The following is a 17,118-nucleotide window of genomic DNA, read 5'->3' on the forward strand; positions in this document are numbered from 1 at the left end:
TCAGATCAGTCCGGCGCGTTCGAGAATGACCTTGATGGTTGCCGCCTCGGACTCGTCGAGAGACAGCATCGGAGCGCACATCGTGTTGCTCGAGATGACACCGCGCAGAGCCAGTGCAGTCTTGAAGGCGCCCAATCCGGCAGCACCTGCACTGACGCGGCCCGGCGTCGGCGCGTCGACGATGGAGAAGAGATCCGTGAGCCGGTCCTGCTCGACCTTGGCGGCAGCCCAGTCGCCGGCCTGCGCGGCGCGCCACAACCGGACGTAGCCGTGGGGATCGACGTTTGCCAGGCCCGGCACCGCACCTGATGCACCCATGAGCAGGCAGCCGTCGACTACAACCTCGTGGCCGGTGAAGACGGCAAAGTTCTCCAGGCCGACGGACTGACGCAGCAGCATGCGGAAGCTGACGTCGTCGCCGCTCGAATCCTTGACACCGGCAATGACACCTTCGCGGCCGAGTTCGACCAGCATTGCGGTGGAAAGCTTGCTGTGAACACGGACCGGAACGTCGTAGGCAAACAGTGGAAGGTCCACTGCCGCATGGATAGAGCGGAAGTGAGTAGCCGTCTCTTCGGCGTTGGTGATCGCGTAGAAGGGAGCCGTCGCGACGATGGCGTCGGCACCGGCCTCACGTGCCTGCTCGGCAACGGCGATGACGCGGTTCGTCGTCATGTCGTTGACACCGACCAACACCGGCAACTGGCCGCCGACATGTCCGATGGCCGTCTGCACAACCTGGGCGCGCTGAGCGTCGGTCAGGTAGCCGACCTCGCCCGAGGAACCGAGGATGAACAGGCCGTCGACGCCCGCCTCGATCTGCATCGACAGGAGGCGCTCGAGCGACTTCGTGTCGACGTCACCGTCAATGGTCAAGGGTGTGACGATCGGAGGAACAATTCCGCTGAAGGTCGTGGTGTCCGTGCTCATGGGGTCTCCGTACGTTGATTATCGGATTAAATTGCGGGGCAAAACACTTGAAGGTTGATCACACGGAAACCGGCTGCCCGCACGCGGCGGACCGGTAGGCGGCGTCGATCACGCGCATCGATGCGCGAGCGTCGGCAACCGAGTAATCGGGGTTGATCCGGTTCGGCAGTCGATCGAGTAGGTGAGCGAGGAAGCTCGACACCGCATTGTCGGATCCGAAACCCCCGATGGGTAGTGCGGTGACATCACCGGAAGCACCGAACTGCATGAGCGCTGGTTTGTCGTCGTCCGAACTGGCGTAACCGTGCGATCCGAGGACTCGAACCGTTGCGGTATTGGCACCGAAACCTGGTGCTGCGGGGATTCTTCCGACTGTGACGGTCGCAGTGACGCCGTGTGCCAGCGCGAGTGAAATGAGCGCGGTGTCTTCCACACCGAACTTCTCGTGTGCGCCGCCGTACAACGTGCTTGTCTCCGCGTACACCTCGGTGACGTCGAGTCCGGTGAGGTAACGGAGGTAGTCGGCGGCGTATCCAAGGAAGTTCACAACTTCTCCCCCGCCGGACATTGCTGGGTCGACAACCAACTCCGGCCGTTCCACGGATGTCGCAAAATGTGTTCCGCTGGCGAGGAACTCGATGTCCACGTGGCGTGGAAGTCCGAGGTTTCCCGCGTCGATCCAGCGGCGCAGTCTCCGCAGGGCGGGTGAATGCGTGCGGTTTACTACGGTGCAGATGCGCCCGTTTGCCTCAGCTGCTTCCTGAACCGCCGCGGCTTCTGTCTCGTCGATTCCCACCGGCTTGTCCACGAGGACATCAAGTCCCGCGTTCAAGGCAGCTATAGCGAGCCTCGCATGCCGAGTCGGTTCGCTGCAGATCACTGCCAGATCGATCCGGTCGGGGTCGAGAAGCTCACCGAGGTCGTCGATCCACGCGATGTCGGCGCCGGCAGCCATCTTCATTCCGTCTTCGCGGATCCAGTCGGGCACCGATGATTCGTCGGCGACACCGACCAGGTGCACGCGGGGGTCGGCTCGCAACAAGTCCGCGTAGGACCCGGCATGCCTTACGCCGCTGATGAATCCGACACGGATCGAACCAGTGCTGGTCATTGCTGCCCTCCGATTGCAACGGCGCGCCCGGTATCAAGCGATTGTTGCGCGGCGACGGCTGTGGCGAGCGCCGCGCGCACCTGCCAGTTCTTGACCAACGGCGTCTGAGAACCGTCAAGAGTGCCGATCCAGTGGCGCATCTGATGCGTCATGGCGTCTTCGATAGACGACGGCGGCGCGTTGGTGGTGTCGGACATGAGCCCCGGATCATCGCCCGTGTCGTGCGCGAGAGTGCCCTGCGTGCCCGAGACGACGATGCGACGCACCATCTTTCCCGATTGTGGCAGCGCGTACGCCAACTCGATCAGCGCCAAGGAACCGTCCTCGAAGCGGACGGTCAGATGGAAGCTGTCATGAACGGGCATGCCGGCGGCAAACGTCGGAAAGCTGCGCGCGAACACGCGAATCGGCTTGCGGTCGATCAGCCAGGTCACCAGATCGAGTGCGTGCGTTCCGTTGTGAACGGGATGCCCACCGGAGCGTTCCTTGTCGTGTTGCCACCCGCGCCAGCCGCCCGGCCAGACGTGGCCGGTGTACCAACTCAAATGGATCAAGCGGGGATCACCGATAGCGCCCTGCGCGACGGAAGCGCCGATCGAGGTGATCGACGGCTGGAACCGCACGGTCTGACCGACCATCAACGACGTACCGTTGCCTTCGGTCGCTGCAACCATGGCGTCGAAGTCGGCGACGCTCAGCGCGGCCGGCTTCTCCACGTGGACATGCTTTCCCGCACGGCCGGCTGCAATCGTCACCGGCGCATGATCCGGAGTTGCCCCGACGACGTTGACAGCCGTGATCGACGGATCTGCCAGAACTCGGTCCAGGTCGGTGCTCGCCTGCGCGCCCGGTGCGAGGGCGGCCACCGATGCAGCCCGGTTCAAGTCACTACCGACTACGTAGGCGACCTCCACTGTCGGCAGGCCGGCGAGCGAACGTACGTGGTCCCGCGCGATTCCGCCGCTGCCGATCACGGCAACGCGGACGCTCATCGCGCAGCTCGAATGTCCGCGGGCTCGGCCTGTCCGAGACGCACCTGCTGCGCCACGACCAGTGCTCGGTCGGTGTCCGCCGTGAGGGGCGATTCGGCGCCGGAATCGAGAACCCGTGCGATCTCGTCGATTTCGTGGCGGATTGCGGCCTGCATCCACACCGACGACGCCCCGCCGCCGGAGTTGTACTTCTGCGTCTTGGTTGCCGAGTCGATCAAGGACTGATTCTCGTCCGCGTCGTCGAAGATGGGCCAGGATTCGACAACCTGACCTCCGGTGAAGCGCTGCACAAGTCCGGTACGGAAATCCGCCCGAAGCGCGCCGTCCGATCCGTTGACCGTCAGATCCCACGACGACGTGTGCGAGCGGGTCGAGATCGTGTGGGTGCCTACCGCGCCGTTGGCGAACTTCACGACCGTCGTCCGGAATCCGTCGTCCGGTGTCGCGATGCTCGACACGCCGTCGACGTCACCGCCGAGCCAGCACATCAAATCCAGTTCGTGAATCTCGTGAGTGAGTTCGCCGCCGGTCTGACTCTTGTCGAGCTTCCACCACTGTGGGTCCGCGCCGGCGGTGTCTATCCACCGGGACCTCGATGTCTCGATGGCGTTGACGTCACCGATGTCTCCGGACCGGACCGACGCGGCCAGGGCTCGCACACCCGGCATCATCCGCATGATGTGTCCGACCATGAGCGTCGAACCGTTGGTGTCGGCGCACTCGATCATGCCGCGAGCTTCGGAGAGCTCGACTGCGAGTGGCTTCTCCACGAACACTGCCTTGCCCTGTGTCAGTGCGGCAAGTGCCGGTTCCGCATGGGTGTGATTGGGCGTCGCGACTACAACAAGGTCGATCGTCGCTTCAGCCGCCACCGCACCGTGATCGTTGGTGGGGGTCGCACCGAATTCTCCCGCGGCTTCCGTCGCCCGCTCTATATCTCGGTCGCAGAGCATCGTGAGTTCGAAACGTGGATGGGCAGCAAACTCGCGTGCGAGTGAACTACCGAAGAATCCGCAACCGACCACGCCGACTTTGTATCGGGTCATGAAGTCTCCAAAGATTGGATAAGGGATGTCCTATGTTATACGGCCAGTGAGATCGACCGTCAATTCGAGGTCGGTAACACAGTCTTCATCTATGCAGGTGAGAGCACTAAATCGTGAATGAAACTCGCCGAAATACGAAATTTCTCCCCGCGAGTTCTCACGACTCTCTAGACGCGTTCTGATCCACAATGTAGGTTACGCAACATCGGACGTCGAACATAGGACATCCCCTATCCCACTCGAGATGTCCCGCTCCCCGCCTTGGAGGCCGCCTTGAAGAACCAACGACCGCTGAGCTCCGCCATCACCCGCCGGGACCTGTTCCGGTACACCGGCCTGCTCGGAGCAGCTGCAGGTATCACCGCAACACTCGCAGCGTGCGGCGGCGGCCCCTCGTCGACCTCGGCCGTGGGCGGCTCCTCGTCCACGGGCGACCTCACCACCGCCATCGGTTACGGAAACGACCAGAGTTTCGATCCGATGCAGACCGCATCCGGCTTCCTGATGGCCGCGGTCAACCACGTGTACGAAGGCCTGCTCGAGAACGATCCGGCCACCGGCGAGACGTATGCCGCGCTGGCGAAGACTGTTCCCACCGACGCCACCGCGTCGAGCTGGACCATGCAGATCCGCGACGGCGCCACCTGGCACGACGGCACCCCGGTCACCTCGGACGACGTTGTCTTCAGCTTCGAGCGCATTCTCGATCCCCAGCAGAACGTGCTGATCCGCGCCTTCTTCTCTTCCTGGTTGCAGTCCGTCACCAAGGTCGACGACCAGACCGTGACACTCAACTTCAACTACCCGTTCAGCGCTGCCGCTCAACGCCTTTCGATTGCCAAGATCATGCCCAAGCATGTCTTCGACGGCCATTGGGACGAAGCCAAGTCCGGCGCGCTCGTGGTCGGCTCCGGTCCGTACAAGGTGACCAGCCATACTCCCAAGAGCAACACGGCATTCGAAGCCTTCCCCGCGTACAACGGCCCGCGTCCGGCCAACTTCACGACCATGAACTGGCTGTCCATCGTCGACACGTCCTCGCGTATCGCACGAGTATCGGGCAACAATGCCGGCGCTCAGCTCGCCGACAACATCCCCGTCGCGAACGTCCCGACGCTGACGTCCGGTGGACGTACCGTCGAGGGCAATCCGGGCATGAACCTGATGTACCTGCTCTTCGACACGACGCAGGCACCGTTCGACGACGTTCGTGTTCGCCAGGCTATGTTCTACGCTCTCAACACTCCGAAGATGATCGAGATCGCCCTGGGCGGCAAGGCCGCTCCGGCCACGAGCTACCTGTACGAGCGCAATCCCGACTACTCGCGCGCGTCCACCGTCTACTCGTACGATCCGGACAAGGCACGCTCGCTCCTCGCTGCCGCCGGCGTCAGCGGACTCGACCTCACGTTGCTCTCCACCAACGTCAGTTGGCTCGCCGATTGCCTCCCCACTATCAAAGAGTCCTGGGACGCAGTCGGATTCAACACCACGCTCGAGCCGCAGGACACCAGTGCGATGGTCAGCAAGCTCAACAGTGGCCAGAAGTTCCAGATCGCGGCCGGCACGTCGAACCCGCAGGCTTTCGGATCCGACGTCGACCTTCTCGTTCGCTACACGTACAGCAAGGGCGGCCTGTGGACCAAGACGTACGCCAAGTGGGACGACACGCCGCAGGCTCAGAGAATCTACGCCACGATGGACGAGGCAACTCGCGAGACGGACCCCGCCAAGCGCAGCACCCTCGTGCAGTCGTACCTGAACCAGATCGCCGAAAACGCTGTCTACTACCCGGTTCTGCATCAGGAACTGCTGACCGCGTGGGATCCGCAGAAGATCACCGACGTCACCCCGCTGCCGTACCCCGGCGTCAACCTGCTTGCGGCAAAGCCGGCCTGATCGCCCGCGCGCGGCAATTTCCCGTCAACTGAGAGATCCCCCGATGGCCAGAGTCCTCCCCATGCTGATCAGGCGATTACTGATACTGATCCCCCTGATCCTCGGCATCATCGCGTTTGTTTTCATCGTGATGCAGTTCGCGCCCACCGATCCCGCAACGGCGGCGTTCAACGGTGGTAACCCGACGGCAGAACAGTTGCAGCAGTTCAAGGAAGAGAACGGACTGCTCGACCCACTGCCGCTGCAGTACGTCCACTTCGTCACCGATCTCCTCAGTGGGAACATGGGTGACAGCCTGATTTCCGGTACCCCGGTGCTGGATTCGATCTCCACGGCACTGCCGCTGACGATTCAACTCACTGTTCTGGGCCTGGTGATCGCCATCGTGCTCTCACTGATCTTCGGTGTCACCAGCGCCCTGTTCCGTGATCGTTGGCCAGATCAGGTCATCCGGGTGGTTTCACTCGCCGGCGTCGCCGCACCGTCATTCTGGTTGGCGCTGCTCATGATTCAGTATCTGGCTGTCAAACTCGGGTGGTTCCCCACCGGCGGCTACGTCAATCCGGCCGACTCGGTCACGGACTGGCTGTGGTACATGGCGCTCCCCGCTTTGTCTCTGTCACTCCCCGTCGCGGCTCAACTCACCCGCATCATCCGCACGTCCATGGTCGAGGAATTGGACAAGGATTACGTCCGCACGGCCATCGGAAGCGGCCTGCCCTACCCCGTGGTGATCGGGCGAAACGTGTTGCGTAACGCGCTGATCAACCCGCTCACCGTTCTGGGTCTGCGCGTCGGGTATCTCTTGGGTGGCGCCGTTGTCATCGAGCAAATCTTCGGCCTTCCCGGCATGGGTCAGCTCATGATCAACGGCGTCACCAACGGCGACCCCGCAGTTGTCCAGGGTGTTGTCATCGTCATCGCAGTCGGTTTCGTCGTCGTCAACCTCGCGGTCGACATCCTCTACCTGCTTGTCAATCCACGACTTCGGAGCGCAGCATGATGAGAAGAAAACTCACCGAGAAGCTTTCGCGTCCCGGTATCACCTTTTCACGGTTTCCCCTCTCCGCCTGGCTCTCGATGGCCGTCCTCGCGATCATCGTCCTCGCCTGCCTGTTCGCACCGCTCATCACGCAGTACAGCCCGCTCGAACAAGCTGTGGGTACGTCCGGACCCAGCGCGGAACACTGGTTCGGCCAGGACAGTCTCGGCCGAGATCTGTTCAGCCGCTTGCTGTACGGCGGACGCTGGTCACTGACTATCGGCCTCGGGTCCACCTTCCTGGCACTGTGCGCCGGCGCCCTCATCGGTTCGGTGGCCGCAACCAGCCGAAAGTCCGTCGACGAGACCATCATGCGTGTGCTCGACGTCGTCATGGCGTTCCCGGGCATCGCGCTCGCAGCCGTCCTCGTTGCAGCGTTCGGCGGTTCGATCCCCGTCCTCATCGTCACCATCGCCTTCCTCTACACCCCGATGGTTGCGCGTGTCGTTCGCGCCAACGTGCTCGCCCAGTACGGCGAGGATTACGTCGCCGCTGAAAAAGTCATCGGGGCAAGCACTTCCCACATCGTCGTCAAGCACGTCGTCACCAACTGCGCTGCCCCTGTTCTCGTGTTCTGCACGGTCATGGTTGCCGACGCCATCGTGCTCGAAGCCAGCCTGTCGTTCATCGGCGCGGGCGTGCGACCACCGGACCCGTCGTGGGGATCGGTAATCGCCGACGGCAAGAACATGGTCCTGCTCGGCGGTTGGTGGGCAACGGTGTTCCCCGGTCTGCTGATTCTTCTGACCGTGCTCTCCCTGAACGTCCTCGCCGAGGGTCTCACCGACGCGATGGCTGATCCGAGCCTGAAGAAGACCAAGAAGACGGCTCTCGAATCAGCCCGCACCGCCGCTGCTGAGGAAACGTCCAACGAGCTCATCCTGGAAGAAGAGGCCGCGCGAGACGCCGAATCGCTTGTTATCAGTGATGACTTCGCCGACTCGAGTGTCATAGTCACCAATGCGCTGAAACCGGTCGTCGCGCCGACGCCACTCGAAACGCACCTGAAGATCCTGGCGGAAACCGAACGGACACGCACCGATCGTCTTGTCTACGAAGGCGACGCCGCTCCACTGCTCGAGGTACGCAATCTGACGATCCGTTTCCCGGAACGCTACGGCGACACCGCAATCGTCGACAACGTCAGCTTCACGGTCCGTCCGAACGAGACGATGGCTCTGGTCGGCGAATCAGGCTGTGGCAAGTCGCTGACGTCACTGGCGATCATGGGCCTGCTGCCCAAGACCGCAGTGGTGACCGGTGAGATCCTCTTCGACGGCGTCAACGTCCTCGAACTGAACAACCGGGAACGAAACAAGCTTCGCGGACACGACATGGCCATGATCTACCAGGACGCACTCAGCTCCCTGAACCCGGCAATGTTGATCCGCGCCCAGTTCAAGCAGCTCACCAAAAGAGGCGGAACACGTACCGCCGAGGAGCTTCTCGAACTTGTCGGACTCGACCCGGTTCGCACGCTTGCCAGCTACCCGCACGAGTTGTCGGGTGGTCAACGCCAGCGCGTCCTCATCGCGATGTCGCTCACGCGTAGCCCGCGCCTGATCGTCGCCGACGAGCCCACCACTGCTCTCGACGTCACCGTCCAGGCTCAGGTTGTGGACCTGCTCAACGATCTGCGGGAAAAGCTCGGCTTTGCGATGGTTTTCGTGAGCCACGATCTTGCACTCGTTGCTTCGCTCGCCCACAAGATCACGGTGATGTACGCCGGTCAGGTCGTCGAGTCTGCGCCCACCAGCGATCTGCTCATCGATCCGCGTCACGAATACACCCAGGGCCTCCTCGGCGCCGTTCTCTCCATCGAGGACGAGGCTCCGCGGCTCCACCAGATCCAGGGAACCGTGCCGTCGCCCGGCAGCTTCGCCACCGGTGACCGTTTTGCCGAACGTTCCCTGCGTCCGGATTCCGATCCCCACCGAAAGCCCGAGATGGTTCGGATCGGCGGGACCGAGCACTGGTTCGCCAACCAGTCCGCGGCACCCGTATCCGCAGAATCGGAATTGGAGAGCGTGCGATGACCACAGCCGAAACACCCATCCTGGAACTGAAGAACATTCACGTCGTCCACAAGACTCGTTCGGGATCGTTGTTCAAACCCGGAACCGTGCACGCCGTCAACGATGTCAGTATCGCCGTGCGACGAGGGACGACGATCGGCATCGTGGGCGAGTCCGGTTGCGGCAAGTCGACGCTCGCGAAGGTCATGGTCGGACTGCAGAAGCCGACGTCGGGCGACGTCGTCTTTCGTGGACAGAGTGCTCTGACCCGATCGGCGTCGGTCCGCAAGGAATTCGGGCGCGCTATCTCCATCGTGTTCCAGGACCCGGCCACCGCGCTCAATGCGCGAATGACGGTGGCCGACATCCTCACCGATCCACTCGACGTACACGGCATCGGGAATCGTTCCACCCGCTCTGCTCGGGTCCGCGAACTGGTCGGACTGGTCGGGCTTCCCCAATCCGCGCTCGAAGTCATCCCGAGTCAGATCTCGGGCGGACAGCGCCAGCGCGTTGCCATCGCCCGTGCGCTGGCACTCGAACCGGACGTGATCGTCGCCGACGAGCCGACATCCGCACTCGACGTGTCGGTGCGCGCGCAGATCCTGAATTTGCTCAGCGACATCAAGGCACGACTCGGGCTGGGAATGGTCTTCATCTCGCACGATATCCAGACCGTTCGCTACGTCTCCGACAGCATTGTCGTGATGAATGCCGGGCGGATCGTCGAACAGGGAACAGCGCAGGAAGTGTTCGACAACCCGTCCGACGCCTACACCGCAAAACTGCTCGGCGCGGCCCCAAGCCTGCTGCAACGCACCGTGGATGCGTGATAACCGATGGAGTCGACAAGCGGACATAGGATGAAGGACGTTCAATTCGGAAAAGGGGAATCGATGTCTGTTCGGAGTGGCACACCGCGTGCTCGTTTCAGCGCGCAGAACCGTATGCGCGCACTTCAATCAGACATCATGAACCTGATCCTGGATCGTCGACTCTCTCCCGGTGATCCGATGCCCACCGAGGCGGAACTCTCCGAAGAACTGGGAATCGGCAGGAACACTCTGCGCGAGGCTCTCAAGGTTCTGCAGGCCTTGGGCGTCGTCGAAATCCGGCACGGTTTCGGAATGTTTGTCGCCCCGAGTAACTTCGACGCGCTGGCCGACGGCCTGACGTTCCGGGGCAGATTGTCACTTCAGGGCACCGGCCACGAAGCGATGGAATTGGTCGATATCCGTCAGGCTCTCGAAACCGGTCTGATCGGCGCCGCAATGGCAGAGATGACCACCGAGGACCACGACGCTCTCGACGAACTCGTCACAGGGATGGAAGTCCGCGCAGCAGCCGGAAAGAATTTCTCCGATATCGATGCGACTTTCCACAGCCGGTTGTATTCACCGCTCGACAATCAGGTGCTTGCACAATTGATGGATGTCTTCTGGCAGGTGTACAGCGAAATCCAGCAGGCAATCGGGCATTCGGATACACCGCTCGTCGATATAGCGTCGAAGCATCGCGCAATTCTCGACGCTATTCGTACCGGCGATGCCATCGAAGCTGCGCACACTCTCGACGTGCATTTCGGTGGTCTACGACAGCGGATCGGAAACCTGCACGCGGACACATCGACCTAGGACATTCAAGGCAGCATTGATCTTCGACACGGTATCTCCCATGCCGACAGATCTTGCGGCAAAATTACAAGTATGAAGAATCCGAACCTGACGCCATCGCGCATCCTCGCGTTGGTCGCCGCCGCTGCCCTGGTCATTTTCGTGATCGCCCGTCGTCGAGACGACGGCGGCGTGCTCAGTCGCGGAGAATGGCTGGCCGACAACGTCGGACCGGACGACTTGGCCGGCTGAAACAACAAAAGGCTCTCGGCCACTGTGGCCGAGAGCCTTTTGCTCTGTCTGCTATTTCATGGAGTCGAGACGCGCACGCGCATCTTCGAATCCGGAAACCAACTCCGCCATAACCTCGGCGACCGGACGGATCTCGTTCATCCGCCCCACGATCTGACCGACCGGCATTGCCACGACGTCAGGATTCTCCGACGCCGAAATACGTTGGTGCGCATCACTGACCAGAAGATTCTGCAACGGCATTGGCAACGCGTCCGGTGCGCCGGGCTTCGACCACGCTTCGGTCCACTTCGTCTTGAGCAACCGCGCCGGCTTGCCCGAGTAGATCCGGGACCGAACGGTGTCCGCCGACGTCGCTTTCAGCAATGCACGTTGAATTGCCGACGGCCCCTCCCCTGACGCGCTGCCCAGTTTGTACTCCGACGTGGTGAGCCAGTACGAACCCATCCACACTCCGGACGCACCGAGCGCAAGAGCTGCAGCCACCTGTCGACCGCTTCCGATTCCACCGGCAGCCAACACGGCCGCAGAGTCACCGAGGGCGTCGACGATTTCGGGAACCAGCACCATGGAGGCGATCTCACCGGTATGCCCGCCGGCTTCGTAGCCCTGCGCGATCACGATGTCGACGCCGTTCTCCACATGACGACGGGCATGTTCGACAGCACCGGCCAGCGCCGCGACCGGGACCCCCTTCGTATGAGCCTGATCGATGACATCTTTCGGCGGTGAACCAAGAGCATTGGCGATCAAGGCAATTCGATGCCCCAGAGCAACATCGACGTGCGAGCGGGCAACGGAGTGCAGCCAGCCCAACACACCAGTGGCATGTTCGACGTCGTCGGACAACGGCGGCACACCGAGCTCGTCGAGGGTGCGATCGACAAACGCGCGGTGCTCGGCCGGGATCAACTTGTCGAGATCGATCGCGCCGCCCTCGGTGGGAACCTTTGCGGGCATGACGATGTCGACGCCGTACGGTTTACCGTCGGTGTTCTCGTCCATCCAGGTCAGGGCAGCTTCGAGTTCTTCGGGGTCGTTGAATCGCACGCACCCCAGGACTCCGAGTCCGCCGGCGCGAGAGATCGCGGCCGCTACGTGCTCCGACGGCGTGAATCCGAAGATCGGGTATTCGATGCCGAACTTGTCGGCAAGATCGGATCTCATCAGGCTTCCACGCTCTCTGTACTGTTTGCCTCGGGAGCACCGTTGCCGTTGTGGTCGTCGGCCTCACGGGATTCTGTTTCGGCCTTCGCCCACCGATAGTCCGGCTTGCCTGCCGGGTTGCGCTTGATCTGGTCGACAAACCACACGCTGCGCGGAACCTTGTATCCGGCAATCTCTTTGCGTGCTGCTGTGGCGATGTCGTGCAGCGTCGGAGACGTACCTTCACGAACCTGAACCACCGCGGCAACTCGTTGCCCGAAACGCTCGTCCGGGACACCGACCACCAGCACGTCGAAGATGTCGGGGTGCGCCTTCAACGCGCCTTCGACCTCTTCCGGGTACACCTTCTCGCCGCCGCTGTTGATGGATACCGAACCGCGTCCGAGCATCGTGACCGTGCCGTCGGCTTCGACCTGCGCGTAGTCGCCGGGAATCGAGTACCGAACACCATTGATGGTGCGGAACGTCTCGGCCGTCTTGACCTCGTCCTTGTAGTAACCGAGCGGGATGTTGCCCCTGCGCGCAAGCATGCCGCGCTGACCCGATCCCGGTTCGACCTCGTTGCCGTCGTCGCCGAGAACCGTTGTGGAGGCGTCGATCTTGACCGTCGGACCGCCAGTGTGCTTCTGCCCCTTGGAGAGAACCGCCAAGCCGCCGAAGCCGGTCTCCGACGCTCCGATGGAGTCTGTGAGCAGACGGTTGGGCAGCAGCTCCAGGAACTGCTCCTGAATGCTCGGCGAGAAGAGCGCCGCGCTGCTTGCCATGACGTACAGCGACGAAAGATCGTAAGGCTCACCCGTTTCCGGGTTTCCGGCAATCAACGCGTCGAGCATCGGTCGAGCCATCGCGTCGCCGGTGATGAAGATGAGGTTGACCTTGTGCTTGTCGATGTTCTGCCACACCTCGTGGGCGTCGAACTCAGGGTGCATCAAACAGGTTCCGCCGCCGAAGAGACTGTGGAACACCGCCGACTGCGAGCCGCCGTGGATCATCGGAGGAATCGGATAGCGAACCATGCTCGGGTTGGCGGCGCCGACCTTCGCCATCTCGTACTCGTCCTCGACCGCAACTCCGGTGACGAAGTTGATGCCACCACCGAGCACGCGCCACCAGTCTTCGTGGCGCCACATGACGCCCTTCGGGCTACCCGTCGTGCCGCCGGTGTAGAGCATGAAGATGTCGTCGTTGCTGCGATCCTCGAAATCGCGCTCGCCCGAACTCTGCGCCAGTGCGGCTTCGTACTCGATGCCGAACGACGAGTAGTCGCCGTCGGTGCCGTCTTCGATGACGACAACCGACTTGACGAGGGGCGCGTTCGGGAGAACCTTCTTGATCTTGTCTGCGTATCGACGCTCGGCGACCAGCGCAACCATGTCCGAATTGTCGAAGATGTATTGCAACTCGTTCTCGACATAGCGGTAGTTGATGTTGACCATCACCGCCCGGATCTTGAAGATCGCGACCATGGCCTCGATTGCCTCGATGACATTGCGGCAGTAGATGCCGACCTTGTCACCCGGCTTCACGCCATGTTCGCGCAGGTAGTGACCGAGCCTGTTGGCGCGGTCCTCGAGTTGCGCGTACGTCACCTCCCGATCATCGGAGACCAGTGCAACCCGGTCCGGAACGAGGTCGATCGAGTGCTCTACGAAGTCTGCGATGTTAAGGGCCACGCCCTTCAAAGTAGAACGTGTTACCTTTTCTGGCAAGACCCAATTTGAGAGCCAGCTCACAGACGCCCCAGGAGCCATCAGTGTCCTCTACGACGACCGAAAAATCCGACACTTCGGAAACTGCACCGCACTGCCTCGTGGAGAAACGCGGTCACGTCCTGATCATCACCATGAATCGCCCCGAGCGGAAGAACGCCATCACCGGCGACATGATGGCGATCATGGTCGACGCCTGGGATCAGGTCGACAACGACCCAGACATCCGCGTCGCCGTCCTCACCGGAGCCGGGGGCGATTTCTGCGCCGGCGCCGACCTCAAGAACATGTCCGCCAAACCCCCGGGAGACGCCTTTGCCGGCGGCGGCGTCGACATGTCCAAAATCGAAGGTCTCCTCAAAGGCCGACGGCTCACCAAGCCGCTGATCGCAGCCGTCGAAGGCGCCGCCATTGCCGGCGGAACCGAAATCCTGCAAGGCACCGACATCCGCGTTGCCGGCGAAAGCGCCAAATTCGGAGTGTCCGAAGCCAAGTGGGGACTCTTTCCGCTCGGCGGTTCAGCAGTGCGCCTGGTCCGACAGATTCCGTACACCATCGCCGCGGATATTCTGCTCACCGGACGCCACATCAAAGCCCCGGAAGCCAAGGAAATCGGTCTCATCGGCCACGTCGTCCCGGACGGTCAGGCTCTCGACAAGGCACTCGAACTTGCCGAACTCATCAGCGCCAACGGACCTCTCGCAGTCCAGGCGATCCTCAAGACCATCCGCGACACCGAGGGCATGCACGAGGAAGAAGCCTTCCGCATCGACGCGGAGCTGGGCATGAAGGTCTTCATGAGCGCGGACGCAAAGGAAGGCCCCCGAGCCTTCGGCGAGAAGCGGGCGCCCAAGTTCAAGGGAGTCTGAGGCTAGATCCTTCCGACAACCCGAACGAGCAAGACCAGGGTGGCCGCGACCGCGATAAGACATCGGTCGCGGCCATTTTCATGACTAGCCCCGCCACAGAGTCACGGGGTCACGGCGTCACGGGGTCGGCGGAGTCACGGACACGAGAAATTCCACTTTCTCCACCGTGTTGTTGCTGTACTTATGGGGTTGACTCGAGTCGATCGTGATCGCTTCCCCACTAACCACGGGCAGGGTTTGTTTACCCACGGTGACAGTGAGCTCGCCGAACAACACATACACGCACTCGACCGCCTCATGTGACCACGGTTCATCACTCGAGCACTCCCCAGGCTTCAGCGTGCCGCGCAGCACCTCGAGTTGCCCGTTCCCCGGAGTCAGACGTTCGTACTGAATATGTCCCGCCGGACTACTGATCCTCGAACGTTGGCCAGGGCGGCTGACGTGCACCAACATGGGGATCGGCTCTTCGAACAGCGTGGAAACGGACTGCCCGAACACGGTCGCCAGTGCGCGCAAGGTCTTCAGACTCGGCTCGGTGACCCCGCGCTCCACTTGACTGAGCAACGTAGGCGACAAACCGGTCTCGGAGGCTAGGCCCCGAAGCGTCATACCTTGCGCAGATCTCAGTTCTCGAAGCTTCGCACCAATCACATTCGCACCCTATAACAGCACCCTCATGCTCTAAATTTGTACATTTTCACTGCACATCTTGACGCACCCTGTGCAGTCTGGCTACTCTTCCCTGACTGCGACGGAAAAGCATCGAACACCTCGCCCATCTGCATAGATGGTGCGTACTGAACAGTCTCTCGCTCGCATGCCTTCCTGATATTGCTGACGCTGTTCCGCAAAAGAGTAAATATGTCTGCACTATTTGTGTAATTTTGTGCACAACTACCATCGTCAACGATCCACTCGGCCATGCCGCGATGAGAGGGACCCCCATGAACGAAGACACCCGCTTGCATTTCCGGGGAGGATGGACGATGGCGTTTGTCCCCATCGCCTCCTTCCTTGCGTTCTGCATACTCTTCTTCGTCGTCTTCAAGGCATTCGACATGACCGCCCTTGCGATGGGCGGTTTTGTGTCACTTCTGGTGGGCGCCCTCTTCGCCAAGCCTTACGGCAGCTACTGGGATGCGGTGATGAGAGGTGTCGGCAGTCCGACATCGGTGTCGATCGTTCTCATCTTGTTCACCGTCGGCATGATGTCGTCCCTGATCAAGGCAACAAACGTCTCGGGTGGATTCGTCTGGATCGCAGATACGCTCGGCATCGGGGGCGGAAGCTTTACGCTCTTCGCTTTCATCTCCGTCGGCGTCATCTCCATGTCAACAGGCTCGTCGATCGGCACCATGTTCACCGCGTTCCCCATCTTCTACCCCGCCGGTGTGCTGCTGGGTGCCGACCCGGCGATCTTGGCCGGCGCGATAGTGTCCGGTGCCATCTTCGGTGACAACATCGCACCCATTTCGGATACAACGATCATCTCGGCATCAACGCAGCGTTTCAGGCGCAAGGAAGGGTCGGCCGACATCGGCGGAGTCGTCTCGAGCCGAGCACGATTTGCACTCACGGCCGCGGCGCTGAGCGCCATCGGGTTCCTCGTCCTTGCATCGAGCCGCACACACGACGTTCAAGACGGCGCCGCGGAACTCCTCGAAAGCACGATGTCTCCGAAAGCCCTCGTCATGCTGGTGCCGGTCGCCCTCATGCTCGTGGTCGCCCTGCGCACACGAAACATCTTCAAGGCCGTCACAGTCGGTCTGGCTACCGGAATCCTGACGGGACTGCTCGCCGGACTCATCGTCCCGACGGACATCGTCGGAGTCACCGATGGAGTACCCACCGGATTCCTCGCTGCCGGAGTCACAAATATGCTCGGCACCGTGGCGTTGGTCTTCGCGGTATTCGGAATCATGGGAGTCCTGACAGCCGCGGGAGTTCTCGAACGCCTCGTCGAGGGAATCAGCCGCGGGCGTCTGTCGGACACACCGCGCGGCGCAGAAATCGCGATCGGCCTCGGAGTCTCGGTCACCACATTGCTTTTCGGTGGCGTCAACTCCGCCGCCATGCTGACATTCGGTCCTGTTGCGGACGAGATCGGTTCACGCGTCGGATTGCACCCCTACCGCAGGGCAGTGGTCATGGACTGCTTCGCGATGGGTATCGCGTGCATCGTCCCGGTTCTGAGCGCCTACCTGTTCATCGGGGCACTTCTCACCTCGGGGTACGACACTGCGCCGGCCCTGTCCACGACGCAGATATTTGTTGCAATGCTGTATCCCCTGTTCATGACCGTCGTCATGTTCATCTCGGTCTCGACGGGCTGGGGACGTCGTTTCGAAGGCCCCGGCGGTGCCGTGTCGAAGCAACCCGAACCAGCTTCCAGTTCCGACGCTTCGTTGGCGTGAGCTGGTCTTTCCGGCCTGGGCAGATCCATTCGTCCTCGTCAATTCACATCGCAATT

Annotated in this window: 15 protein-coding genes; 8 read left to right on the forward strand and 7 right to left on the reverse strand. The window is 61.8% G+C overall.

Annotated elements, in window-relative coordinates:
- The 4 genes from FEZ60_RS07365 to FEZ60_RS07380 are packed head-to-tail and all read right to left on the reverse strand — an operon-like array spanning position 1 to position 4,079.
- The gene (locus FEZ60_RS07365) at positions 1–930 is read right to left on the reverse strand and encodes a dihydrodipicolinate synthase family protein (protein WP_033232306.1); all 930 of its coding nucleotides are present in this window, start codon (positions 928–930) and stop codon (positions 1–3) included.
- Positions 931–988: 58 nt separating this feature from the next.
- Entirely contained in the window at positions 989–2,041 is a 1,053-nt protein-coding gene (locus tag FEZ60_RS07370) for a Gfo/Idh/MocA family oxidoreductase (RefSeq protein WP_172935807.1), read from the reverse strand.
- Positions 2,038–3,033, reverse strand: coding sequence for a Gfo/Idh/MocA family oxidoreductase (locus tag FEZ60_RS07375; RefSeq protein ID WP_045068674.1), 996 nt, complete (start codon positions 3,031–3,033; stop codon positions 2,038–2,040). Before FEZ60_RS07375 ends, FEZ60_RS07370 begins: the two co-directional genes overlap by 4 nt.
- Positions 3,030–4,079, reverse strand: a complete 1,050-nt coding sequence (locus FEZ60_RS07380; RefSeq protein WP_092806296.1) for a Gfo/Idh/MocA family oxidoreductase — start codon at positions 4,077–4,079, stop codon at positions 3,030–3,032. The genes FEZ60_RS07375 and FEZ60_RS07380 overlap by 4 nt, the downstream gene beginning before the upstream one ends.
- 273 nt (positions 4,080–4,352) lie before the next feature.
- Between FEZ60_RS07380 and FEZ60_RS07385 the strand changes: the two genes are divergently transcribed.
- The 6 genes from FEZ60_RS07385 to FEZ60_RS07410 all read left to right on the forward strand — a co-directional run bounded on the left by FEZ60_RS07385 (position 4,353) and on the right by FEZ60_RS07410 (position 10,900).
- Positions 4,353–5,978 carry an ABC transporter substrate-binding protein gene (locus FEZ60_RS07385; protein WP_051730369.1) on the forward strand — a complete coding sequence of 542 codons (1,626 nt, stop codon included), beginning with the start codon at positions 4,353–4,355 and terminating at the stop codon, positions 5,976–5,978.
- A 43-nt stretch (positions 5,979–6,021) separates the two neighbouring features.
- Positions 6,022–6,981: an ABC transporter permease gene (locus FEZ60_RS07390; protein WP_033232310.1), complete on the forward strand. Its 960-nt coding sequence runs from the start codon at positions 6,022–6,024 to the stop codon at positions 6,979–6,981.
- Positions 6,981–9,056 carry a dipeptide/oligopeptide/nickel ABC transporter permease/ATP-binding protein gene (locus tag FEZ60_RS07395; RefSeq protein WP_172935985.1) on the forward strand — a complete coding sequence of 692 codons (2,076 nt, stop codon included), beginning with the start codon at positions 6,981–6,983 and terminating at the stop codon, positions 9,054–9,056. The genes FEZ60_RS07390 and FEZ60_RS07395 overlap by 1 nt, the downstream gene beginning before the upstream one ends.
- Positions 9,053–9,868 (forward strand): ATP-binding cassette domain-containing protein, encoded by an 816-nt coding sequence (locus FEZ60_RS07400; RefSeq protein WP_033232312.1) that lies wholly within the window; start codon positions 9,053–9,055, stop codon positions 9,866–9,868. The genes FEZ60_RS07395 and FEZ60_RS07400 overlap by 4 nt, the downstream gene beginning before the upstream one ends.
- Before the next feature lie 63 nt (positions 9,869–9,931).
- Positions 9,932–10,669 (forward strand): FCD domain-containing protein, encoded by a 738-nt coding sequence (locus FEZ60_RS07405; RefSeq protein WP_033232618.1) that lies wholly within the window; start codon positions 9,932–9,934, stop codon positions 10,667–10,669.
- Positions 10,670–10,741: 72 nt separating this feature from the next.
- Positions 10,742–10,900 carry a hypothetical protein gene (locus FEZ60_RS07410; RefSeq protein WP_165826328.1) on the forward strand — a complete coding sequence of 53 codons (159 nt, stop codon included), beginning with the start codon at positions 10,742–10,744 and terminating at the stop codon, positions 10,898–10,900.
- A gap of 51 nt (positions 10,901–10,951) precedes the next feature.
- Here the strand turns inward: FEZ60_RS07410 and FEZ60_RS07415 are convergent, their stop codons facing one another.
- Positions 10,952–12,067 carry a nitronate monooxygenase family protein gene (locus FEZ60_RS07415; RefSeq protein ID WP_172935808.1) on the reverse strand — a complete coding sequence of 372 codons (1,116 nt, stop codon included), beginning with the start codon at positions 12,065–12,067 and terminating at the stop codon, positions 10,952–10,954.
- Positions 12,067–13,740: an AMP-binding protein gene (locus tag FEZ60_RS07420; RefSeq protein ID WP_172935809.1), complete on the reverse strand. Its 1,674-nt coding sequence runs from the start codon at positions 13,738–13,740 to the stop codon at positions 12,067–12,069. Before FEZ60_RS07420 ends, FEZ60_RS07415 begins: the two co-directional genes overlap by 1 nt.
- A gap of 80 nt (positions 13,741–13,820) precedes the next feature.
- On the opposite strand from FEZ60_RS07420, the gene FEZ60_RS07425 reads away from it, so the two are divergent.
- Positions 13,821–14,645, forward strand: a complete 825-nt coding sequence (locus FEZ60_RS07425; RefSeq protein ID WP_045068666.1) for a crotonase/enoyl-CoA hydratase family protein — start codon at positions 13,821–13,823, stop codon at positions 14,643–14,645.
- 117 nt (positions 14,646–14,762) lie between these two features.
- Here the strand turns inward: FEZ60_RS07425 and FEZ60_RS33075 are convergent, their stop codons facing one another.
- The gene (locus FEZ60_RS33075) at positions 14,763–15,299 is read right to left on the reverse strand and encodes a cupin domain-containing protein (RefSeq protein ID WP_095888268.1); all 537 of its coding nucleotides are present in this window, start codon (positions 15,297–15,299) and stop codon (positions 14,763–14,765) included.
- 293 nt (positions 15,300–15,592) lie between these two features.
- On the opposite strand from FEZ60_RS33075, the gene FEZ60_RS07435 reads away from it, so the two are divergent.
- Complete coding sequence (locus FEZ60_RS07435; RefSeq protein WP_172935810.1) at positions 15,593–17,062, forward strand: Na+/H+ antiporter NhaC family protein; 1,470 nt, start codon at positions 15,593–15,595, stop codon at positions 17,060–17,062.
- The last annotated feature ends 56 nt before the right edge of the window (positions 17,063–17,118 follow it).

Origin of the sequence: Rhodococcus sp. MS16 (assembly GCF_013277795.1) — a bacterium.
GTDB lineage: Bacteria > Actinomycetota > Actinomycetes > Mycobacteriales > Mycobacteriaceae > Rhodococcus_F > Rhodococcus_F globerula.